The sequence below is a fragment of the Phytohabitans rumicis genome (assembly GCF_011764445.1).
Lineage (GTDB): Bacteria > Actinomycetota > Actinomycetes > Mycobacteriales > Micromonosporaceae > Phytohabitans > Phytohabitans rumicis.
This window is the reverse complement of sequence record NZ_BLPG01000001.1, coordinates 1,102,156-1,122,830: the sequence shown is the minus strand read 5'-3', so window position 1 is coordinate 1,122,830 and position 20,675 is coordinate 1,102,156. Positions and strand designations below refer to the sequence as shown.

The 20,675-nt window shown below is 68.9% G+C and carries 21 protein-coding genes; 10 read left to right on the top strand and 11 right to left on the bottom strand.

The window, feature by feature from the left end:
* Nucleotides 1–83: 83 nt before the first annotated feature.
* Entirely contained in the window at nt 84–236 is a 153-nt protein-coding gene (locus Prum_RS53555; RefSeq protein WP_173074298.1) for a transposase, read from the bottom strand.
* Between the two features lie 147 nt (nt 237–383).
* On the opposite strand from Prum_RS53555, the gene Prum_RS04765 reads away from it, so the two are divergent.
* The 5 genes from Prum_RS04765 (at nt 384) to Prum_RS04745 (ending at nt 3,309) form a co-directional block, all read left to right on the top strand.
* Nucleotides 384–1,811 (top strand): serine hydrolase, encoded by a 1,428-nt coding sequence (locus tag Prum_RS04765; protein ID WP_173074296.1) that lies wholly within the window; start codon nt 384–386, stop codon nt 1,809–1,811.
* Between the two features lie 73 nt (nt 1,812–1,884).
* Entirely contained in the window at nt 1,885–2,403 is a 519-nt protein-coding gene (locus Prum_RS04760) for a hypothetical protein (RefSeq protein WP_173074294.1), read from the top strand.
* A gap of 228 nt (nt 2,404–2,631) precedes the next feature.
* Entirely contained in the window at nt 2,632–2,835 is a 204-nt protein-coding gene (locus tag Prum_RS50875; RefSeq protein ID WP_246277641.1) for an esterase-like activity of phytase family protein, read from the top strand.
* Complete coding sequence (locus tag Prum_RS04750) at nt 2,835–3,017, top strand: hypothetical protein (RefSeq protein WP_173074292.1); 183 nt, start codon at nt 2,835–2,837, stop codon at nt 3,015–3,017. The genes Prum_RS50875 and Prum_RS04750 overlap by 1 nt, the downstream gene beginning before the upstream one ends.
* A 46-nt stretch (nt 3,018–3,063) precedes the next feature.
* Nucleotides 3,064–3,309 (top strand): hypothetical protein, encoded by a 246-nt coding sequence (locus tag Prum_RS04745; RefSeq protein WP_173074290.1) that lies wholly within the window; start codon nt 3,064–3,066, stop codon nt 3,307–3,309.
* A gap of 357 nt (nt 3,310–3,666) precedes the next feature.
* Here the strand turns inward: Prum_RS04745 and Prum_RS04740 are convergent, their stop codons facing one another.
* The 3 genes from Prum_RS04740 to Prum_RS04730 are packed head-to-tail and all read right to left on the bottom strand — an operon-like array spanning nt 3,667 to nt 5,310.
* Entirely contained in the window at nt 3,667–4,425 is a 759-nt protein-coding gene (locus tag Prum_RS04740) for a hypothetical protein (protein WP_173074288.1), read from the bottom strand.
* Nucleotides 4,422–4,928 carry a SigE family RNA polymerase sigma factor gene (locus Prum_RS04735; protein WP_173083403.1) on the bottom strand — a complete coding sequence of 169 codons (507 nt, stop codon included), beginning with the start codon at nt 4,926–4,928 and terminating at the stop codon, nt 4,422–4,424. Before Prum_RS04735 ends, Prum_RS04740 begins: the two co-directional genes overlap by 4 nt.
* A gap of 19 nt (nt 4,929–4,947) precedes the next feature.
* A complete protein-coding gene (locus tag Prum_RS04730) occupies nt 4,948–5,310 on the bottom strand; it encodes a hypothetical protein (RefSeq protein ID WP_173074286.1) in 363 nt (120 codons plus the stop codon).
* A gap of 659 nt (nt 5,311–5,969) precedes the next feature.
* Between Prum_RS04730 and Prum_RS04725 the strand changes: the two genes are divergently transcribed.
* The 4 genes from Prum_RS04725 (at nt 5,970) to Prum_RS04710 (ending at nt 10,074) form a co-directional block, all read left to right on the top strand.
* Complete coding sequence (locus tag Prum_RS04725) at nt 5,970–6,668, top strand: response regulator transcription factor (RefSeq protein WP_173074285.1); 699 nt, start codon at nt 5,970–5,972, stop codon at nt 6,666–6,668.
* Nucleotides 6,665–8,035, top strand: a complete 1,371-nt coding sequence (locus Prum_RS04720; RefSeq protein ID WP_173074283.1) for a HAMP domain-containing sensor histidine kinase — start codon at nt 6,665–6,667, stop codon at nt 8,033–8,035. The genes Prum_RS04725 and Prum_RS04720 overlap by 4 nt, the downstream gene beginning before the upstream one ends.
* Nucleotides 8,036–8,256: 221 nt before the next feature.
* Entirely contained in the window at nt 8,257–9,624 is a 1,368-nt protein-coding gene (locus Prum_RS04715; protein ID WP_173074281.1) for a multicopper oxidase family protein, read from the top strand.
* A 3-nt stretch (nt 9,625–9,627) separates the two neighbouring features.
* Nucleotides 9,628–10,074 (top strand): hypothetical protein, encoded by a 447-nt coding sequence (locus tag Prum_RS04710; protein ID WP_173074279.1) that lies wholly within the window; start codon nt 9,628–9,630, stop codon nt 10,072–10,074.
* Between the two features lie 60 nt (nt 10,075–10,134).
* Here Prum_RS04710 and Prum_RS04705 read toward each other — a convergent pair whose 3' ends face one another.
* The gene (locus Prum_RS04705; protein ID WP_173074277.1) at nt 10,135–10,956 is read right to left on the bottom strand and encodes an SAM-dependent methyltransferase; all 822 of its coding nucleotides are present in this window, start codon (nt 10,954–10,956) and stop codon (nt 10,135–10,137) included.
* A gap of 116 nt (nt 10,957–11,072) precedes the next feature.
* Here Prum_RS04705 and Prum_RS04700 point away from each other — a divergent pair, with 116 nt between their 5' ends.
* Nucleotides 11,073–11,378: a DUF3817 domain-containing protein gene (locus Prum_RS04700; RefSeq protein WP_173074275.1), complete on the top strand. Its 306-nt coding sequence runs from the start codon at nt 11,073–11,075 to the stop codon at nt 11,376–11,378.
* A 350-nt stretch (nt 11,379–11,728) separates the two neighbouring features.
* Here Prum_RS04700 and Prum_RS04695 read toward each other — a convergent pair whose 3' ends face one another.
* From Prum_RS04695 to Prum_RS04670, 6 genes are all read right to left on the bottom strand, one after another.
* Nucleotides 11,729–14,938, bottom strand: coding sequence for an efflux RND transporter permease subunit (locus Prum_RS04695; protein WP_173074273.1), 3,210 nt, complete (start codon nt 14,936–14,938; stop codon nt 11,729–11,731).
* A 160-nt stretch (nt 14,939–15,098) separates the two neighbouring features.
* The gene (locus Prum_RS04690) at nt 15,099–15,773 is read right to left on the bottom strand and encodes a response regulator (RefSeq protein ID WP_173074271.1); all 675 of its coding nucleotides are present in this window, start codon (nt 15,771–15,773) and stop codon (nt 15,099–15,101) included.
* Entirely contained in the window at nt 15,770–16,711 is a 942-nt protein-coding gene (locus tag Prum_RS04685) for a DMT family transporter (RefSeq protein WP_173074269.1), read from the bottom strand. The genes Prum_RS04690 and Prum_RS04685 overlap by 4 nt, the downstream gene beginning before the upstream one ends.
* Nucleotides 16,708–17,877 carry a sensor histidine kinase gene (locus tag Prum_RS04680; RefSeq protein WP_173074267.1) on the bottom strand — a complete coding sequence of 390 codons (1,170 nt, stop codon included), beginning with the start codon at nt 17,875–17,877 and terminating at the stop codon, nt 16,708–16,710. The genes Prum_RS04685 and Prum_RS04680 overlap by 4 nt, the downstream gene beginning before the upstream one ends.
* A gap of 122 nt (nt 17,878–17,999) precedes the next feature.
* Nucleotides 18,000–19,553 carry an MDR family MFS transporter gene (locus Prum_RS04675; RefSeq protein WP_218577056.1) on the bottom strand — a complete coding sequence of 518 codons (1,554 nt, stop codon included), beginning with the start codon at nt 19,551–19,553 and terminating at the stop codon, nt 18,000–18,002.
* A 33-nt stretch (nt 19,554–19,586) separates the two neighbouring features.
* A complete protein-coding gene (locus tag Prum_RS04670; RefSeq protein WP_173074265.1) occupies nt 19,587–20,660 on the bottom strand; it encodes a lipocalin-like domain-containing protein in 1,074 nt (357 codons plus the stop codon).
* Nucleotides 20,661–20,675 lie beyond the last annotated feature (15 nt).

The window sequence follows — 20,675 nt, the reverse complement described above, 5'->3', positions numbered from 1 at the left end:
GCTCCCGCCGACCGGAGAGTTAGGGTAAACCAATGAGTTCTGCGCAGCCCGTTGTGTAACCGACCTGACGTTCCGTCACGCTCTCACGTCTTGAAGTGGTAGTTCACCATCGACCACGGCGGAAAGTCGACCGGCAAGGCCCGCCATACGCCGCCGTTGCGCTTCAGGTAACAGATCGCGTCCACAATGTCACGTCGCGGATAGGTCACCGGGCGGCCGCCAGGCGCACATCTCACGAAACCAAGGAATGGTTGCCTCGAAAAGAAGACTGAGGAAAAGCCCACATTGCGGTGGTTTCTTCATCGATGGCGCCCTACGGTTCGAGCAACGGCCTTGATCACAACGGGGGAGGATTGACAATGCACAGACGCAAAGTCGGGCTGGTGACCGCGGTCGTGGTCCTCGGCACAGTGGCGGCGTCGGCTGGTGCTTCGGCGTATGCCACGACGACCACGTCGGCGGTGGCGAGTGGATCGCGCGATGACGTCTCCATCGCCGAGTATCTGCGGCAAACCATGGACGGGCTGGGGTTCCAAGAGGTTGTCGACCTGGCGCCGCCCGCGACCGCGCAGTTTAATACGCTGAATGCCGACGTCGACGCGGACGCAACCACGGCTGAGCAACGTGCGCGGCAGTATGCCGCCGTGGCTGCCGTTCCGCAGCCGATCGTCCAACAGCCGCAGATCGACGCGTCGGTGCTCGAACTGGATGACGCTGGGCGCATCGTGTCGTCGGGAACTGTCCTGATGAGCCCGCAGTATCCGCACGGTGTCGTGGTGCCGGTCGATGCCAATCACCACACCACGGCCGTGCGCTACCGCCAGTGGGACACTGCCGGCTGGTACGCCAACCATGGGCAGGGCACGATCGACGTGGTGCCGGCCAGGGAATCAGCACCGCTCGATTTCATGTCGCCATATCCGGCGTCGGTGCTCAAGCTGATGGTGAATTTCGGGATTCTGCGCCTGGTCGACCAGGGCGTGGTCGGATTGGACGACACGTACAGCTATCAGCCGGAGACCATCAGCTCCCTGTGCGGGCCAGCCAGCAGCAACACCATCCGCGCCTACGTCGACGCCTCGCTTACCGCGTCCTCCAACGCCGCGACCTGCGCGCTGATCAAGCTGCTGTGGGATTACAACGCGATGGATGGGCTCAACCAGGCGTTCCAGGATCTTGGCCTCGAGACTCTGCAGCTGGCCGGCACCCGGCCGTCCAACGGCGGCAACTGGTCCAATGCCATCACGATGAGCTCGCTGGACACTGCCAAGCTGCTGGTGCTCATCAACGGCGCGCCGGGAACGCTGTGGACCACCCCTGCCGGCGTCCCGGTGACCGCGTCGTCGGCGCTGAGCGCCTCGTCTCGCCAACTGTTCGCCGCTGAGCTCGGGCAGCAGGGCTGGAACTGGATGCTGTCGACGACGAACTTCTGCGGTCGCGGATATCCAGCACCCGGCATCCCGCAGGTCACGGCGGACCGCTGGATCGCCGCAGACGGCACCGTGACCGTGGACGGCAACAGGTTCGGGCAGGATGTGCGGCCCTGCGACCAGGCCGCACAGGTGAGCTTCGCGCACAAGCCCGGCTGGACCACCAACGCCGGCGCGGACGCCGGCATCGTGAAGTCGCTGCCCGGTAAACCGCACCGGCAGTACGTCATCACCGTGTTCTCCAACCTCGGTGACCGATACCAGGACCCGCAGCGCCCGGCTACACCCACCGGCGTCGTCCCGGTCGAATACACGCAGAAGTTCGCCCAGCTCGGCGCGGCGATCGACCAATACGAGGTACGCCGCTGCGCCACGCTGTAACCCCGTCGCGCCGTTGCCATCCCCGACGGGATGGCAACTGTAGTAATCCTTCCTGAATGGAGTGAGGCCCACAATGGACATGTCGCGACGCCGCCTGATAAGCCGGATTGGCGGCGGATTGGCGGTGCTGGTCGTCGCCGCGGGCCTGTCCGCGGCGGGGGCGACGGCGTCAAGCGCCCAACAGAGCAAGGTGCTGGCAGCCGAAACGCTCACCTGCGGAGCCAGCCGTTCTGCCACAGTGGACGGTGCCACCTTCCAGCTTGAACCGTGTGTCCGCCGAGGCGATGACATGTACGGCGGTGGGGAGGCCCTTAGCGGCATCGCCAACGTGACGATCACCGCGGACCCGGCGCAGCCGGTGAACGTCTGCCGGCTGACGGCCTCATTCCGGGAGGCCGGCGCCACCATCTGGCGGCAAGTGGTGGTGGACTGCCTTAGCTACGTCGACGCTGGCCCAACGCGAGTGGAATCTACCCAATTTCTTAACCCCATTGGGATCACGTCGGGGACCACGTTGGTGACGGTGGAGTTCGCCGCCGTCGACGGTCCGCTCAAGGTGGTGTCCACCCGGGCCACCCTCACCGGGTTCTGAGCTGACCCCTCGTGCGGGGCCCGGATTCAGGTATCCGCGCCCCGCACGAGGCGCAACACGGGCCGTAAGCTTGGGTGTCGGCGTCCTCCAGCGACCGCATCACCGGCACCTCGTAGCGGGCTAACACATCGAATCCATCGATCGGCGCATACGCCCGGCCCGGATCACCGACCAGGGCGCTGGGCGGCCGCCGCGGCGGTCACCAGCAACGGGTTCGAAGGCGTGGCGGTGACCGGCGCCGGCGCGGGCGAGCAGGTGTGGGTCGCGATCCAGCGGGAGCTGCGCACCGATCCGGCCGGCACGGTACGCCTCGGCCGGTACACGCCGTCGACCGGTGCGTGGGCGTGGCTCGGGTACCCGCTGGACGCCGCGCCGGCGGGTGCCTGGATCGGCCTGTCGGAGGTCGTCGCGGTCGAGGTACCCCGGGGGTGATGCCCACGGCCAGCAAGCGGCTCCTCGCCGACCTGCTGCCCGCGCTCGCCGCCGACCACGGCTGGATGCAGGACAAGGTGGAAGGGCCGACCATCGGCGGCGACGGCCAGTGGTACGCGGTGACCGACAACGACGTGCTTGACGACGCCGCCGGTGAGATGTTTCTGCGCCTGAACCTGTAACTCAACGTAACTCAACCTTTCGCGCCGGTCGGGTGTCTGTACCGGCGTGGATGTAGCGATCGCGCCGGCACGTCGACCTTCCTTTGTGGAGAGTCGGCTGCCGGTGCTCCTCCTTGGTGTGCTGTTCCTCGTGCTCGGCCTGTATGTGGTGGTCGCCGCCGACGGGTACGGCCGGACCTGGGACGAGGGCCTGCAGAACTGGTACGGCGAGGCGGTGCTGAACTGGTACCTGTCCGCCGAGCGGGACATCGGGTTCATCCGGGACTCGCACCCGGCCGACTTCATGCCGTAGCACGGGCCGTTCGCCGCCGGCACCCCAGACGCGGTCCCAAGTGATGGCCGTTCAGACGCTGGGTCAGGAAGCCCACGCGCTCGCGCCCCGTGCCAGGGCGTACCGAAACAACGGCGCCGTCACGAGCCTCGACGACGTCCCTGTCACCAGCGTCACCACGCCGCCACTAGCCTCCTCGATGGACCCTGGTGGCACCACCGTCTCCGCCGAGCCCACCCTCCACGGTAGGGCTGCCCAGAGAACGGCAAGGCTGGCTGGAATGGCCAGCCACCGCAGCCTTTTCACATAGCCTCTTCGGCAAGGAACGGACCGGGCACGCGGTAGCACACCCGGTCCGAGACAGAAGAACCGTCGCTTTTACGGGAAGAGGGTGAGGCCGGGGGTGAGGGCCAGTGCCTTCGTCTCGGCGATGGACAGCGGCAGGTGCCGGTCCGCGCCCTCGGCGAGGAGGCTCGCGTGTACCGAGATGACGGTGTGGTCCGGTAGGTAGACGTCGACCCGGTGCGCGATCTGCTCGCGGGTGCCGTCGAACACCTCGATGACCGTGCCGTCTGGCCGGGCTTCGTGGGAGCAGCCGTCTTTGCATTCCTCGGCGGTGGGCATGGGCTGTGTCTGGGTCGTGCGCAGCATCACCTTCACCTTGCCGGCGCCCGCCGTCGTCGTCACCCGGGTCACGCTCTCGTACTGGGCGTTGTAGTCGTTGAGCACGAACCCCTGGGCGGTCATCCCCGGCACGATCTTGCTGAACGCCGGACGCAGGACCGTGGTCAGCCGGGCGGTCGCGTCCGCGCACGACTCGGTCAGCCGCGGATCACGCGTGTACTGCGGCAGCCCGTGCCGTTCCCGATCGCCACCCGAGACCCGCGGGCAATCGGCCGCGACCGGGGCGAGCTCGCCGGTCGCCGGGCCGGCATCCGTCTTATCCACGCGGGCCGCGGTTGGTGATACCAGAAAAGCGACAGCGACCGCCGCGGACAGCGCGGCGCCGCCACCGGCCCAGCGCAACCGGCGGGTACGGCGCTGCTCGACGGTGATGAGCCGGTCGACGTCGATGCCGCTCGGCGGTGGGCTGTCCACAGCCGCGTAGAGTTCATCGGTCAGATTACGCATCGTCACGCCTCCTGGGTAAGGGACTGCGAGCCGACCATCCGTGCCCGCAACGCCTCCAGCGCCCGGGCGGTCTGGCTCTTCACGGTTCCGGGCGAGCAGCCGAGGGCGGCGGCGGTCTCCTCGACCGACAGGTCGCAGTAGTACCGCAGCACGAGAACCGCGCGCCGGCGCGGCGGCACCTCGGCCAACAGAGCGAGGATGGCCAGCCGTTCGGGAGCACCCTCGATCCCGTCGCCCCGCGCCACCACGTGGTCCGGCATCACGCTGGTGCTGTGCTCGCGCCGCCAGGGCCGGCGGCGCTCGTCCAACCACACCCGCAACAGCACGCGCCGCGCATAGGCATCCCGGTTGTCCATCACAGACACCCGGCGCCACTGCCGGTACAGCTTCACCAGGGTGGTCGACACCAGGTCATCGGCGGTGTGCCAGTCGCCGCACAGCAGGTACGCGGTACGCCGCAGCCCATCCATCCGGGCTGTCACGAAATCGCGGTAGGACTCCACGTCCATAGCCACCGTGGCCACCTCCTCATCTCCGCCATGAAACGGAACCCGACCCCCGCAGGGTTGCCCACACCAAGAAGCCCGCCGAGCATCCACTCACCCGGTACGCCTCGGAGGCGGTCGGCGACGCCTTGCTCACCACCTTCCACGTGTGCGTGGTGCTGGTGTCGTTGGTGGTCGTGTAGACCCGACTCCAGCCAGTGGCGCCGCTAACGAACGAGTAGATGCCGTCGGGCTCGCCACAGGCCTGGGCCGCCCGCTGCGGGACAGCGACGCCGACCTGCACCGCCGGAATAGCGCCACCGCCACCGAGCTGGCCAGCCGGTACGGCGCCGAGCGCCTTCACACGATGGAGGCCGATCACCTGGCGGCGCCGCTGCCGAATCATTCGGGGAAGGCGATCCGGAGGTCGAGGCCACCATCGGGCAGTGCCATAGCGCGAAGCTTGGCGTCGTGAGCGGTGGCGATGACGGCGACGATCGATAGGCCGACGCCGTGACCCGCAGGTCCGGTGTTGCGCAGGTTCTCCGATGCCTGGTTCGCCGCCGCCAAACGCCGCCGTAGTGGCGATTCCTCGGCCCGGTTCCCACGGCGGCGGCGTGGCCTGGTGCCGGTGCGCTGGTATCACGGCACCTTCACCCTGGACCTCGGGGGCCGGCGGAGTGTGGATCCCGACCGCCCGGGGTGGCCGGCCGTTGTGGCGCTTCAGCGACGGCAACGAGGACGCGCTCGACGGACACCCGGGGTCGAGACCGCGCTGGTCGAGCTGTTCTGGATCACCGGAGCCGCCCGTACCTCGACCTCGCGGCCTGCTTCATCGACTTGCCCGCGGCCTCGCCGGCCGCTGCTGCCGCGATGGGCTGGACCCGTTGCTGTAGTCGTCCGCGGCCAAGGCGCAACCGCATGCGTCGTACCGCTTCTTTGTCGGCCCGGGACCCCGTTGCCGCGCGCAGGAAGAGGCGCGGTGAACGGCGGCGCTGGAGCCGATTCTAAGAAGAGCGTAAGAAAAGTGCCGGGTACCGACATGGCTTTCCTATCGTGAACGCCGTGAGTACGGGCTACCGGCTGCTGGTCAGCGACGACGACACGGCCGTACGGCAGGCGCTGGAGCGCGCGCTGCGGTTCGAGGGCTATCTGGTGGATCTGGCCGCCGATGGCACGGACACCCTCGCCCAGGTCGCCAGACTCAAGCCCGACCTGGTGCTGCTGGACGTGATGATGCCGGGCCTTTCCGGGCTGGATGCCTGCAGCCGGTTGCGTGCCGGCGGGGATCGCACGCCGGTACTGATGCTCACCGCCCGGGACGCGCTCGCCGACCGGGTGGCGGGCCTGGACGCGGGCGCCGACGACTATCTGGTCAAGCCGTTCGCGTTGCAGGAACTGCTGGCCCGGGTGCGGGCATTGTTGCGCCGGACCGGGCCGCTGCTCGGCCAGACCGACGTACAGCAGGTGGGTGATCTCGTCGTGGATCGCCGTGCCCGCCAGGTACACCTCAGCGGCGAACCGGTCGACCTCACGCGGACGGAGTTCAACCTGCTGCAAACCCTCATGGAACACCGAGGGCAGGTGCTCACCCGCAGCCAACTGTTCGAGCACGTCTGGGGCTTCGACCTGGACCAGTCGTCCAACACCCTCGATGTCTACATCGGTTACCTGCGCCGCAAACTGGAAGCCGGTGGCCGGCCGCGTCTGGTGCACACCGTACGCGGGGTCGGCTTCGTGCTGCGCCACGGCGTGCGGCGATGATCCGCCGGCCGTCCATCCGCCGCCGCCTGGCGGTCATCGCCGGGGCCGCCGTCACGGTCGTGGCGGTCGCGGTGGGCGTGCTGGCCTGGCTCGCGCTGAGCCAGACGCTGATCGGGCAGGCCGATCGTGAGCTGCGGGCGATGACACTTGGCCTGCCACCGCGGCTGACCGCCGAGGCCGCGGCCGCCATCCCCACCACACCTCTGGACGCCGACCAAGATGTGCGTCTGCAGATCCGCTTCTCCGACGGTGCCAGCGTCAGCGCGCCTCGCGACGCGATCGCATTGCCATGGACCGCGGCCGATGCCGCCGTCGCCGTCGGCATGCAGGGTCGGGCCCACTACACCGTCGACACCGGCCATGGCCGGTTCCGCGTTTTCACCGTCCGCGGCCACCAGGGTGAGACGATCCAGCTGGCTCGTTCACTGGAGGGAACCGACGCGACGTTGCGACGGTTCGGGCTGCTGATCGCGGCTCTTATCGTCGGTGCGGCGAGCATCGCCGCCGTAGCGGGGCGGCTGGTCGCCCGCGCTGGGCTGCGTCCGGTCGAGGAGTTGACCACCGTGGCCATGCGAATCGCTGAGACTCGCGACCTCAGCCAACCGATCCAGGTGCACGGGCATGACGAGATCGCCCAGCTCGGCACGGCGTTCAACAACATGTTGTCCCGCCTCGACGTCGCCCAGCGCCAGCAGCGGGAACTCATCGAGGACGCCGCCCACGAACTGCGGACCCCGATGGCCAGCCTGCGTACCAATGTCGAGTTGCTCATCCACGCCGGCGATCGGCTCGGCCAATCCGACCGCACCGCGCTGCTGACCGACCTCGACAAGCAGAGCATCGAACTGGCCGACCTGGTCGCCAGCCTCGTCAACCTGGCCCGTTCCAACGCCGTCGACGAGCTGGCCGTCGCCACGGAGCTCACGGAACTGGCCGCCGAGGCCAGCGACCTCGCCCGTGCCCACTACCCGCGCCCGACGTTCAGCCTCCATGCGCCGGATGCCGTGACCATCACCGCCCGGCCCGCCGCCCTGCAACGCGCCCTGGTCAACTTGCTGGACAACGCCGCCAAGTTCGGGCCACCCGAACAGGAAATCGAGATATACATCCGCAAGGCGACCGCCGGTACCGCGCAGTACGCCGAGGTGAGCGTCCACGACCGCGGCCCCACCATCCCTGGCGACCACCGCGACCGCATATTCCAGCGGTTCTACCGCATGGACACGTCCCGTTCCATGCCCGGCTCGGGCCTCGGACTAGCCATCGTCCAGCAGACCGCGGCCCTGCATGGCGGCGCCGTCACGGTGGCCCCCCGATCGGGCGGTGGTAACATCTTCTGCCTCGTCCTGCCCATGAGGCCGCTGTAGATGGCGCGAGGTTGCCTGGCCGAGAATCTTAGGGAACTGTTAGATTTTTCAAAAGATCCTTTTAGGGCAGAGCCCTAACGTCATCGAGCATGATAAATGGGAGGCGTCCGACTTGGGCGCACACGGGTGTGTCACGACGGGCGGTATTCAGCGGTGCGTTGGGGGTCGGTGCCACGACACTGCTGGGTCCTGTGTCCACTATGGGAGGTGCGGCCGCGCGGATGACGGCGGTCGCACTGGTCGGCGGGACCCTACCGGTCCCACCCCTGCTCCAGCCCACCTTGGACAAGGACGTCCTGGTCTTCCCTCTCCAGATGGCGACCGGCAGCACCGAAGTCCTACCGGGGGTCGCGAGCCCGACCGCCGGATTCAACGGCGCCTTCCTCGGCCCGACCATGCGGATCCTGGAGAGGCAGAAGGTGCGCTTCTCGGTCACCAACAACCTGGCCGAGGAGACCACCGTGCACTGGCATGGATTGCACATCGCGCCATCCATGGACGGCGGACCGCAGAACATCATCGCCGCGGGTACGACATGGTCGCCGCAGTTCACGGTGAAGCAGAGCCAGTCCTGCACACTCTGGTACCACCCGCACGGTTTGGGCACCACGGCACGGCAAGTGAGCCTGGGCCTCGCAGGAATGATCATTGTGGACAGTCCCTCGCCGGCCAGCGCGAGCCTGCCGAGGGACTACGGCAGGGACGACTTTCCGCTGATCATGCAGTCCACGGCGGTCCTCGCCGACGGCTCGCTCGCCCAGAACAACGGCGGGTTCACCGCCGCCGGCAGCACCCTCCAACTCCTCGTCAACGGCGCCAGCGCGACCGCCGCCACACCCACCCTCAGCGTGGACCGGGGCCGCGTACGCCTTCGCCTGCTCAACGCCTCACTCGTCGACACCATCACGGTAGCCAGAGCTGATGGCGCCGCCGTGACGCAGGTCGCCAGCGACGCCGGCCTGCTGGCCGCGCCGCTTTCCGTCACGAGCGTGCGGCTCGTGCACGGCGAGCGCGCGGAGATCCTGCTCGACCTCACCACCGGTACGACGGTGACCCTCCAGGCCACCGTCCAGAACGCCGTCAACGCCGTCCGTTACACCGTGCCGCTCGTCGCGGTCAGCACCACGAGCCCTCCTGGCCCGCTGCTGCCCCCACTGCCTCCCACCCTCAACGTGATCACCCCGCTGGCCACCACGAACGCCCTGACCCGGACCCTGACCCTCAACAACAACGGCGCGATCCAGATGATCAATGGCATCGCCGGCACGAGCATCACCACCCTGCACGACAACATGATCATGACGGGCCTCAACGACATCGAGGTGTGGGACGTCGTCAACGCCACCGCCGCCCTGCACCACTCGTTCCACCTGCACGACGTGCCCTACCAGGTCATCTCCATCAACGGCGTGGCCGCCAGCGGCGTCAACCTCGGATGGAAGGACACCATCGAGGTGCCGCCCGGCGCCACCGTGAAGATCGCCATGCAGTTCACCGACTTCACCGACACCGAATACATGTACATGCTGCACTGCCACAACCTGGTACACGAAGACGCCGGCATGATGCTCGGCCTGATGGTCAACTGACCCATGGCGCAGCGGATCAACCTGCCCAAGGTCGTCGGCGTGACCGCTCTCCTGCTCGCGGCCGCCGTGTTCGGCGCGCGGGCATGGCCGGCGGACGGCACCAAAGACGCCCCCTGCGTCACCGTCTACCATGCACAGTCGAAAGGGGACGATCCGGTCGCGGACCTCTGCGTCACCGTGGAAGCCAGCGGTACCCGGGTCGACCGGGTCACCATCACCCTGACCGCGCAGCGGTCGGCGTGCGACGACGCCGTGGGCCTGCACGTGTCGGCATCCAGCCCGAGCGGCGAGATCTCCGACTCCCGCAAGGTGGACTGCGTCGGCGACCGGGCGAGGGCGGCGTTCGACATCGGCCAACAGCTCGACAGCGGCGTCGAGGTCTGCGGCAGCCTGCCGGACGACGCGCCGTACCACCGGTTCCGGCCGGCACGCACCTGCGTACGGCTCTGAACAAGGGGGGCGGTGTCCCGCACGCACCGGACGCGGGACGCCGCTCCCCGCCGGCCCGGGTCAAGAGCCAAGCGGCCTCGCGGGGAGCCGGCCGACACCCGCGTACACGGGCGGCCGCATCGTCGGCTCCTCCGGTGGCGCGGGATCCGGGTGCCACTGGGCGATGTGCACCACGCCCGGGTCCACGAGGTCGAAACCCTCGAACAGCGCAGATACCTCGGCACGTGTCCGGAAGGCCATCTCTATGCTGGGGGCAAAGCCCTTGTCGAACGCCTCCTTGATCTCGGCGTCTTCTGGAGTACCCGCCCAGGTGGCCTGGGACAGCGCCAGGAAGCTGCCCGCCGCCATCTCCCGCCGGTACCCGGCGATGGCCCGCGCCGGCTCGTCTGCGGGCAGCTCGTGCAGCACCCCCACGAGCAGGACGCCGACCGGCTCGCGCGGGTCGATCAGCGCCCGCGCCCGCGGATGGCTCAGCACAGTGCCGTAGTCCCGCAGGTCGGCGGCGATGACAGCGGCCGCGGGATCACCCGCCAGCACCTGTTCACCGTGTGCGACCGCTACCGGGTCGTTCTCCACGTAGACGACCCGGGTGCCCGGCGCGTGCCGGCGGGCCACCTCGTGGACGCTGCCTGCCGTCGGGAGGCCCGCCCCGAGGTCGATGAACTGGCGGACGCCCACGCCGGTGAGAAACCGGACCGCGCGATGGGAGAACGCCCGGGTGGCCCAGATTATCCGCCGGAGCTCGGGCGCCGCCTGCTGGAGTTGTCGAGCCAGCTCCCGGTCGGCGGCGAAGTTGTGGTGGCCGCCGAGCAGGTAGTCGTACACCCGGGCCGCGCTCGGCCGCTCCGCGTCCGCGTTCGAGGCGCCGTGCTGATCTTCCATCGCAGTGCCGACGATACCGGTTACGCTGCGCGATCTGCGGACGGCGTACCTTCAGCAAACTCTCAACTTTGGTTGCGTACCGTCGTCGCGGTACGAGAAGACGGGAGTGAGACGGGATGCAGGCGTTCGGAGTTTTCCGGGTGACCGCGATCGCCGAGGCGATCTCGTGGACCGGGCTGCTGGTCGGCATGTATTTGAAGCACGTCACGCATACCACCGAGATGGGTGTGTGGCTGTTCGGCCGGGTCCACGGAGCGCTGTTCGTCGCCTACCTGTTGGCCACCGTATGGGTGGCGCGGGCGGACCGGTGGTCGTTCTGGCGCACTGTGGTGGCCCTGGCAGCCTCGATCCCGCCGCTGACCACCCTGCTCTTCGAGCGTTGGGTGAGCCGTCGCCAGACCCAGTCCGAGCCGGTGGCCTAGGCCGGCCTCAGCAGGGCGCAGGAGGGTTTCCGCGCCGCGGCGGCCCTTCTCGATCAAGGGCTGCCGGGTCGTCGTCAGGCCGGCTGGCTCCGCCGCCGGGACGTCGTCGAACCCGATACGTCGAGCCCGCGGCTCGGACAGTACGGACATGGCCGTGAGCGCGAGGACGTCGGTCGTTGCGAGGATGGCCGTGATGGTGCCGGTGGTGGGCAGCGCCGGCTCGCGGCGCCGCCCACCGATGCCCGGTCACGCCGGCTGCGTTTCCGGCCAGGCAGTCTTCGCGGTAGATCGTTGGACGCCCGGCCGGTACGCGCGGGGGGCGTGCGTACCGGCCGGGCTGTTTCCGGTCCTCAGGGGACCGGAACCGGTTCGGCCACGGGCTCCTGTCGCGGGGTGTGGCCGTGTTTGCGGGCCTGGCGGCGCTCCCGGCGGCCTTCGACGATCGTGTAGAGGACCGGGATCAGCACCAGGGTCAGCAGGGTCGAGGTGATGAGGCCGCCGATGACGACAACCGCGAGCGGTGTGGAGATGAAGCCGCCCTCGCCGGTGATGCCCAGGGCCATGGGGAGGAGGGCGAAGATGGTCGCCAGGGCGGTCATGAGGATCGGGCGCAGCCGTCGCCGGCCGCCTTCGATGACCGCTTCGGCGACGCTCATGCCCCTTTCGCGGTACTGGTTGACCAGGTCCATGAGCACGATGGCGTTGGTGACGACGATGCCGATGAGCATCAGGATGCCGATGAGCGCGGCGACGCCCAGCGGCGTGCCGGTGACCAGCAGCAGAGCGAAGGCGCCGACGAACGCGAACGGGATGGAGACCAGCAGGATCAGGGTCTGGCGGAAGCTGCGGAACACGGCGACCAACACCAGGAAGACCAGGGCGATGGCGGCGATCATGGCGAGGATGAGTTGGACGAACGCCTCGCTCTGGTCGGCCGTGACGCCGCCGATGTCGTAGCTCGCCCCGTCCGGCAGGGTGAGGGTGTCGAGCTTGTCGGTGACGGCGCTGCTGGCCGCGCCGGTGTTGTCGCCGACGGGCGTGGCGGTGACGGTGTTGGTGCGCTCGCCGTCGACGTGCGTGCGCTGGACGGGCCCGTCGACCTGGCTGACGGTGGCGACCTGGTCGAGGCGGACCGGGCCGGCGCTGGTGGGCAGCGTGATGGCCTTGACCTTCGCGAGGCTGTCCGGGGCGGCGGCGGTGGTCTTCACGATCACGTCGTGCGGGGTGCCGTCGAGGGTGACCTGGGCAGTGGTGGTCCCGTCGACGGCTTGCCGCAGCGCCGACACGATCGTCATGGTGCTCAGGCCGTAGCGGGCGGCTGCTTCGCCGTTCGCGACGATGCTGATCTGCGGCGCGCTTTCGCTCAGATCGCTTTGTACATCGGTGACCTGCGAGACGCTGGAGATGGCCTCCTGGACCTGCTGGGTGGCCTGGCTGAGGGTCTGCTCGTCCTCGGCGTTGACGGACACCGAGATGTTGCTGCTGCCGCCGGGGCCGTCGCCGCCGCCGGGGCCGTCGCCGCCGCCGGGGCCTCCGCCGCCGCCGACGGTCAGATCTCCGGCGTCGGTGACCGTGTCGAGCTTGTCCCGGACGGTGTCGGTGACGGTCTCGCTGTCGGCGTCGGAGGCCAAGGTGAGGGTGAAGGTGACGTTGTTGGCGGTGCGGGAGCCGAAGAACCCGCTCGACGAGCCGATCACGACCTGGTACGACTCGACGCCGTCCACATCGGACAGAGCCTGCTCGACCTTCTGCGCCGCCGCGTCGGTGGCGGCCAGGTCGGTGCCCGCGGGCAGGCTCTGGGTGACGCGGATGGACTCCTGGCCGGAGTCGCCGATGAAAGTGGTCTTCAGGCCGCCGGCCATGGCGAACGTGGCGATCAGCAGGCCGACGGCTCCGGCCAGCACGGTCTTGCGGTGGCCGACCGCCCAGGTGATGACCGGCAGGTAGATGCGGGGGAGCAGGCCGTGCCGCTCGTGTTCCTCCACCCGGGCGCGGTATTCGTCGGCCGGTACGCCGGCGGCGTCCTTGGGCGCCTTCAGGAACCAGTACGCCAGCACCGGAACGACGGTCAGCGACACCAGCAGCGAGGCGACCATGGCGACGGAGACGGTGATCGAGAAGGAGCCGAACAGTTCGCCGACGAACCCGCTGACGAGCGCGATGGGCAGGAACACGGCGACGGTGGTCAGCGTGGAGGAGGTGACGGCGCTGCCGACCTCGCGTACGGCGGAGATGACCGCGGTACGCCGGTCCTCGCCGTAGCCGAGGTGGCGTTTGATGTTCTCCAGTACCACGATCGAGTCGTCGACGACGCGGCCGACGGCGATGGTGAGCGCGCCGAGGGTGAGGATGTTCAGTGTGTAGTCGCGCCACCAGAGCACGATGAGCGCGACGAGCAGCGACAGCGGGATCGACACCGCGGTGACCACGGTGGCGCGGCCCGAACGCAGGAACAGCACGATGACGAGGATCGCCATTGCCAGGCCGAGCGCGCCTTCCTCGACGAGGCCGTTGACGGAGTCCCGGACCGACGGGCCGGAGTCGGACACGACGACGAGTTTGGCGTTGTCGGCGAGCGAGGACTGCAGCGTGGACAACTGGTCGCGTACGTCGTCAGAGACGGACGGGCTGCTGCCGCCCTGGTCCATGGTGATGGAGATGCCGAGGCTGGGCTTGCCGTCGGTACGCGTGATTGACGTCTGCGGGGCGTCCGCGAGGGCGACGTCGGCGATTTCCTTGAGCTGGACGGGCTTCGTGGGGCTGACGGTGCTCTGGCCCGCGTCGGTGCTGCCGGGTCCGGCCGGGCTGGTGGCCGACGCTGCCGGTGAGAGCCACAGGTCCTGGATCTGCTGCAGGGAGGCGACCGGCTGGCCGACGGCGAGGCTGAGGTTGCGGCCGTCGGAGGTGATCTGCCCGGCCGAGGAGGTGCCGCCGAGCGTGCTGAGCGCGTTGACGATCGACTGTGTGGACAGTCCGGCCTTGGCCAGCGCGCCGGTGCGCGGGGTCACGGTGACGATTTGGTCGCGTGTGCCGGAGACGGAGACGTCGTTGACGCCGTCGACGGCCCGCAACGCCGGTACGACCTTGTCGTCGAGGTCGGCGGCGAGCTTGCGCTGGTCGCCGTCGGAGGTGGCGGCCAGGACCATGGTCGGCAGGTCGCTGGTGCTGCCGGTGAGCACCTCCGGCGTCACACCCTGCGGCAGCGATGTGGAGATCTTCGAGACGGCCTGCTCGACCTCGGTGGACGCGTCGTCGATGTCGGTGTCGAACGAGAACGACACCGTCACCTGGACCGAACCCTGCTGCGAGGTCGAGGTCGTGGTCTCCACACCGTCCAGGCCCTCGACGGCCTTCTCGATGGGGCTGGTGACTTGCTCCTCGACGACCTCCGGCGCGGCACCGGGGTAGGTGGCCACCACGGTCACCGCCGGAAACGACAGGTCCGGCAGCAGTTGCTGTTTCAGCGACAGGGCCGCATATATCCCAAGCGCCACGACAAGACTGGTGAGCAGGGCCACCAGCTTCCGGTTCGCAAGACTGATCCGGGACAGGAAGGACACCAGCGACCTCGCTCGGGTGAGACGTTTCGGTGGTGCGGCGAGCACCCCGGCAAGTCTGTGCACCGGCGACGCGGGTCGACATCGTCCATCGGCAGTCGGCCGGATACCGCCGACGTGGTATCCGCGGTCGTCGGTGTACTGCGGCCGCAGACCGCGTCGCCTACGGCGCGGGGCTGCCAGGCTTGACCAGCCCGCTTTGGTACGCGACGACGACGAGCTGCGCCCGGTCGCGTACCCCCAGCTTGGTCATGGCCCGGTTGATATGGGTCTTGGCTGTCAGCGGAGAAAGGTACAGCCGCTCGCCGATGGCCTCGTTCGACAAGCCGTGCGCGACCAGCACGAGGACTTCGCGTTCCCGGTCGGTGAGCACGTCGAGGGGTACCCGCGTCGCGGCGGGTATGTCGGGCTGGGTGCGCAGGTGGCCGAGCAGGCCGCGGACTGCCTTCGGTGACAGCATGCCGTCGCCGGCTGCGATGACGCGGATGGCGTTGATGAGTTCGTCTGGGCCGACGTTCTTGCCGAGGAAGCCGCTGGCCCCGGCGCGCAGGGCGAGCATGACGTTGTCATCGTTTTCGAACGTGGTCAGGACCAGGACGCGTACGCCGGCGAGGTCGTCGTCGGCGGCGATCCGGCGGGTCGCCTCGATGCCGTCCATTGTGGGCATCCGGATGTCCATGAGCACGATGTCGGCGCGGGCGGACCGGGCGAGGGCGACTGCCTCCCGGCCGTCGAGTGCCTCTCCGACGATTTCGATGCCGGGCTCAGAGTCCAGGATCATCTTGTAGCCCGCGCGGATGAGGGCCTGATCGTCGGCCAGAAGCACGCGGATCGTCATGGCCGCCCCGCCGCCGTGCACCGTGTGCGTGACATGCTTTTGGAATTCCTCGGGCGGACGTCGAGTCGTCGAACGCGTATGCGGGCGATCGCCGGGCGGGCGCTGAGGGGATCTCGGGGACCGCCGCCAACCGCGGGGTCGGCAGGCAGGATCGCGACCCCGCGGGCGGCCAGGGCAGCGCAGACAACGGCGATGGCGGTGCCGAAGAAGCCCCAGCGGACTGTTTCGCCGAGCAGGATGATGCCGATCAGGGCAGCCGCGACAGGGTTGGCCAGGGTGCTGGTCGCGACCGCGGGCCCGAAGGTGTCCCGGTAGGACAGTTGGGTGAGCAGCAGGCCGGCTCCGGCGAGGGCCGCCATGCCGAGGGCCGCGGTTGCCAGGAAGAGGGCGCGCGTCGCTGCTTCGCCGCTGCTCAGCTCGATGGTGATGGTCTGGGCCAGGGTGGACGCGCCGGCGAAGCTGACTCCGGCTGCGACAGCTGCTCCGATGCTGGCCATCGCGCGGCCCCGGGTGAGGCGGGCGGCGGCGATGACGAGGGTCAGTGCCCCGAGCAGGATCGGCAAGTCGTGGGGGCTGACAGCGCTGGCGGTCGCCGTGCTGTCGGTGACGGTCAGAAGCCCGGTGAGGCTGGCGCAGATTAGCGCCAAACCCTGCCACTCGGCCGACTGCAGCCGCCTGTGTTGCCGGGAGGCGGTGAACACCAGGGCCAGCACCAGCGTGAGGAGTCCGAACGGCTGAACGAGCAGTAGCGGCCCGAACCTGAGCGCAGCGACATGTAGTGCGGCCCCGACGCCGTTGAACACCAGCGCGAGCCACCACACCGGGTGAGCCGTCAGGGCAGCCAGCGGCCGGGTCGACAGGTCGCGCTGCAGTAGCGCGGCGGCGGCGTACGCGACCGACGACACGATGCACAGCACGACCGCCAGGGTGATCGTCATGACTGTCGGCCGTTGGGGGCGCTGGGGAGGACGGCCTGCACATGGAATGCGCCGTCGGGTCCGGTCGCGGTGGTGAGTACGCCGCCGGCGGCGGAGGCGCGTTCGCGCATGCCGATGAGGCCGTAGCCGCCGCCTGCGGATGGCGGTGTGGTGGTGTGGATCGGGTTGGTGATTTCGATGGCGACGGCGTGTGGGCGGTAGGTGATCGTGAGGTGGGCGCCGCCCGTTCCATGTTTGTGGGCGTTGGTGAGGGCTTCCTGGACGATGCGGTACGCGGCCAGGTCCGTCACCGTTGGCAGCTCGTATGCGTTGCCCTGCTGGTGGCAGCGTACGGTTAGTCCGGCGGTTGCCATGCTGGCGAGCAGGTCTTCCAAACGGGCCAGGCCACGGGTGGGTTCGGTGGATGATTCGTCGGGTTGGCGTAGGAACCCGACCACGGCCCCTAGCTCCTTGACGACGGTGTCGGACTCGTGGCGGATGTGGGCCAGTGCTGTGCCGACCACGTCGGGGCGGCTGTGTAGGACGTGCGCGGCCGCCCCGGCTTGGACGTTGATGACGGCGATGTGGTGGGCGACGACGTCGTGCAGTTCGCGGGCGATGCGCAGCCGTTCCTCGGCCACGCGGCGGCGGGCTTCCTCGTCCCGGCTGTGTTCGGCCCGGCGGGCGCGTTCCTCGACCTCGGCGACGTACGCGCGGCGGCTGCGGGTGGCGTCGCCGAAGGCGACGGCCATGCCGACCCAGGCCAGCGATCCGAGGTTTTCCGGGGCCCACCAGCCGCCCTCGCCCAAGATCGCGCCGGACAGGTAGAGGGCCATGGCCACGCCACAGCCCAGGGGCCAGGCGGTGCGCCGGCCGGTGCGGGCGGCCATGGTGTACGCGGTGACCACCAACGCCACCATCAGCGCCGGTACGGTGTCGGCCACCACGCGGGCTGCCAGTGCAGCCATGGCTGCGGTGAGCAGCGCCGGTATCGGGTACCGGCGGCGGCTGGCGATGGTGGCGAACGTGACGGCCGCCGCGACAAGGGTGGCCACGGGCGATGCCTGCGGGGCGACGTCGTCCGGGCTGACGGCGACCGCCACCAGAAACAACAGCGCGATCGCGGCGCCGAACGCGATGTCCACGCCGGTGCCGGCCTGGCCACGCACCGCCCTCGTCCACGCCACGATGATCACGCTACCGACGTGACCGGGCACGCTGCGTCGTCCGGCCACGGTACCGGCGAGGTCGCGGACTACCGCAGGCGTGGTAGCTCGCCGACTGCTCTGCATGGCAGCGTTCATGCGGATCAGTGCCCTGCCAAGGCCGTCGCGGGCGTCGCGTCGGGGTCGGGGTCGTTGTTGTCGGCGAGCTTCTTCTCCGGCAGGAGCAGGGCGAGCACGAGGCCGAGGACGAACACCGGGATCATGTAGCGGAAGACCGGTATGAGGGCGTGCTGGTAGGCCAGGATCACCGCGTTTTGGACCTGGTCCGGCAGCGAGTGGACCAGGGTAGGGGTGAGTGAGTCGGTGTCGCCGACGGTGGCGGCGGCGTCGGCGGTGAGGCGGGCGTGGAGCTGGTCGGTGAGGCGGTGGGTGAATATCGCGCCGACGGCCGCGGTGCCGAGGGTGGCGCCGACCTCGCGGAAGAAATTGTTGGCGGAGGTGGCGGTGCCCACGTCGGCGTTGCCGAAGTCGTTCTGCACGGCCAGGACCAGGGGTTGCATCGCCAGGCCGATGCCGGCGCCGAGTACGAACACGTAGGTGCAGACAAGGACGAGCGAGGTCTGGGTGTCCAGGGTGGACATCAGCAGCGCGGCCACACCGACGAAGACGGTGCCGGCGATGGGGTAGATCTTGTATCGGCCGGTCTTGCTCATCAGTCGTCCGGAGGGGATGGCGGTGGCCATGATGCCGGCGACCATGGGGATGAGCAGCAGCCCGGACTCGGTGGCGCTGACGCCGTAGACCATCTGCAGGTACGTCGGCAGGTAGCCGATGAACGCGAACATGCCGATGCCGATGACGAGGAGCCCGATGAGCGTGGCGATGTTGAAGATCCGGCTGTGGAACAGCCGCAGCGGGATGATCGGCTCCGCGGCGCGGCTCTGGGAGTAGAAGAAGAGCACCCAGGCCAGCAGGCCGGCGGTGGCCATGGCAAGGATGAGCGGGGAGTTCCAGGCGTAGTCGGTGCCGCCCCATTCGGCGACCAGCACGGTGCAGGTCACCGCGGTGGCCATGAGGGTGAAGCCGAGGTAGTCGAAGGCGACCGCGCCGGTCTTGCGGGGCAGGCGCAGCGCGATGGCGCCGACGGCGAGGGCGAGGGCGCCGACCGGCAGGTTGATCCAGAAAGCCCAGCGCCAGCCGATGCTGTCGGTGAACCAGCCGCCGAGCAGCGGGCCGGCGACGGAGGACAGGCCGAAGACGGCACCGATCGGGGCCATGTACTTCGCGCGCTGCCGTGGCGGTACGAGGTCGGCGATGATCGCCTGCGAGGTGATCATGAGTCCGCCGCCGCCCAGGCCCTGTACGGCGCGGCCGATGATCAGCATGGTCATGTTCTGCGCCGCGCCGGCGATGATCGAGCCGGCGAGGAAGAGGCCGATGCCGCCGAGAAACAGGGATTTGCGGCCGATCAGGTCGCCGAGACGGCCGTAGACGGGCATGACGATCGTGGCCGCCAGGATGTACGCGGTGATCGTCCATGCCATGTGGTTCACGCCGTGCAGTTCGCCGACGATGGTCGGCAGCGCGGTGCTGACGATCGTCTGGTCCAGGGACGCGAGCAACATCGCCGCCATGAGAGCGGCGAAGGTGAGACCGAAATGGCGCGGGACGCCGGAGGCCGGGGTCGAGTCGCTCAAAGTGGGCTCCTGACAGGAGAGGCGGAAGGTTCGCTAGCCTTGCCAGGCGCCGATCATCTCGACGTAGTTCTCGCCTCTGACGTTCCGGCCGTTGTATGTGCCGGTGAAGGCCGCCGTGGCCTCCAGGCGGCTGCCCGCGACGAGCACGAGTTCCTGCTCCGGAGTACCGGTGACTTTCACGTCGAGCCGAGCGTGCAGGGAGGGGATGGTGATGCGCCAGCGGGTGGGGTACTTCGCGCCGGTTGTGGGACTGGTCCATGGCTCGGCGGCGTGGTTGGCGAGGGGTTCGACCGCGGCCAGGTCGTAGGAGCCGTCCGGGTGTAGGACGGTTGCCCAGGCGTTCTCGGTACCGGTTCCGACCGCGTCCCAGATGGCGACCTTGTCGCCGCCCGGCAGGTCGAGGTTCATCCACGTCCACCGCTGGAACGCCTGTGGCAGTGGACCCCATTGCCGGTCCAGCCAGGCGGTGCCGGTGATCGCGTGTTTGCGGCCCTCGATGACGAGTGTTCCGGACGTGCGCATGGCCGGAAACGCGAACTCGTAGTTCTGCACGTCGACGAGTTTGAAAAGGCCGGTCCCCGCGTAGTTCATGACTGGGCCGGTCACCTCGAACTGGGCGTCGAGGGATCCCCAGGGCGCGGTGGCCTTCACCGTCATGCGGGTGTTGTCGCCGGTCCAGGTCAGCTCGGGCAGCGTGATGTCGAGCTTGCCCCGGCTCCAGTGGAACTGCTCCGCGGTGAGGGTGGTCGAGTGGCTCTTGTACCAGCCGTTGGTCTTGTCGGTGACCGAGAGCGCGTAGATGCCGGCCAGCCCTTGCGCGTTCGGTGCGGCCAAGGCGTGTGCCAGGACACCGAACTCTTGCCTGCCCGCCTTCACCATGCTGGTGAAGTAGATCGAGTCGGACCAGGTGATCTCCGGCCCGGGGGTTTGCGATCCCAGGTCGACCGCGGGGTCGACCACGGCGGGGATTCCTTTACCGGCGGGCAGCGTGGCCGAGCCGCCGTACGAGGTCGCCGATGGGGTGGCGGCTCGTGCCGCCGAGGGTGTGGCGGCCGCGGCGACGGCGGCCGCGGCGGCTCCAGTGATGACGGTCCGGCGCTTGATCATGAGAGGTCTCCTTAA

What these genes read in the sequence shown, in the direction of transcription:
- Prum_RS04690 (WP_173074271.1), bottom strand. Translation starts at nt 15,773, where the DNA reads ATGACGATCCGCGTGCTTCTGGCCGACGATCAGGCCCTCATCCGCGCG.
- Prum_RS04730 (WP_173074286.1), bottom strand. Translation starts at nt 5,310, where the DNA reads ATGATTCGGCAGCGGCGCCGCCAGGTGATCGGCCTCCATCGTGTGAAG.
- Prum_RS04700 (WP_173074275.1), top strand. Translation starts at nt 11,073, where the DNA reads ATGCAGGCGTTCGGAGTTTTCCGGGTGACCGCGATCGCCGAGGCGATC.
- Prum_RS04685 (WP_173074269.1), bottom strand. Translation starts at nt 16,711, where the DNA reads ATGACGATCACCCTGGCGGTCGTGCTGTGCATCGTGTCGTCGGTCGCG.
- Prum_RS04735 (WP_173083403.1), bottom strand. Translation starts at nt 4,928, where the DNA reads ATGGACGTGGAGTCCTACCGCGATTTCGTGACAGCCCGGATGGATGGG.
- Prum_RS04670 (WP_173074265.1), bottom strand. Translation starts at nt 20,660, where the DNA reads ATGATCAAGCGCCGGACCGTCATCACTGGAGCCGCCGCGGCCGCCGTC.
- Prum_RS04750 (WP_173074292.1), top strand. Translation starts at nt 2,835, where the DNA reads ATGCCCACGGCCAGCAAGCGGCTCCTCGCCGACCTGCTGCCCGCGCTC.
- Prum_RS04715 (WP_173074281.1), top strand. Translation starts at nt 8,257, where the DNA reads ATGACGGCGGTCGCACTGGTCGGCGGGACCCTACCGGTCCCACCCCTG.
- Prum_RS04720 (WP_173074283.1), top strand. Translation starts at nt 6,665, where the DNA reads ATGATCCGCCGGCCGTCCATCCGCCGCCGCCTGGCGGTCATCGCCGGG.
- Prum_RS04760 (WP_173074294.1), top strand. Translation starts at nt 1,885, where the DNA reads ATGGACATGTCGCGACGCCGCCTGATAAGCCGGATTGGCGGCGGATTG.
- Prum_RS04705 (WP_173074277.1), bottom strand. Translation starts at nt 10,956, where the DNA reads ATGGAAGATCAGCACGGCGCCTCGAACGCGGACGCGGAGCGGCCGAGC.
- Prum_RS04710 (WP_173074279.1), top strand. Translation starts at nt 9,628, where the DNA reads ATGGCGCAGCGGATCAACCTGCCCAAGGTCGTCGGCGTGACCGCTCTC.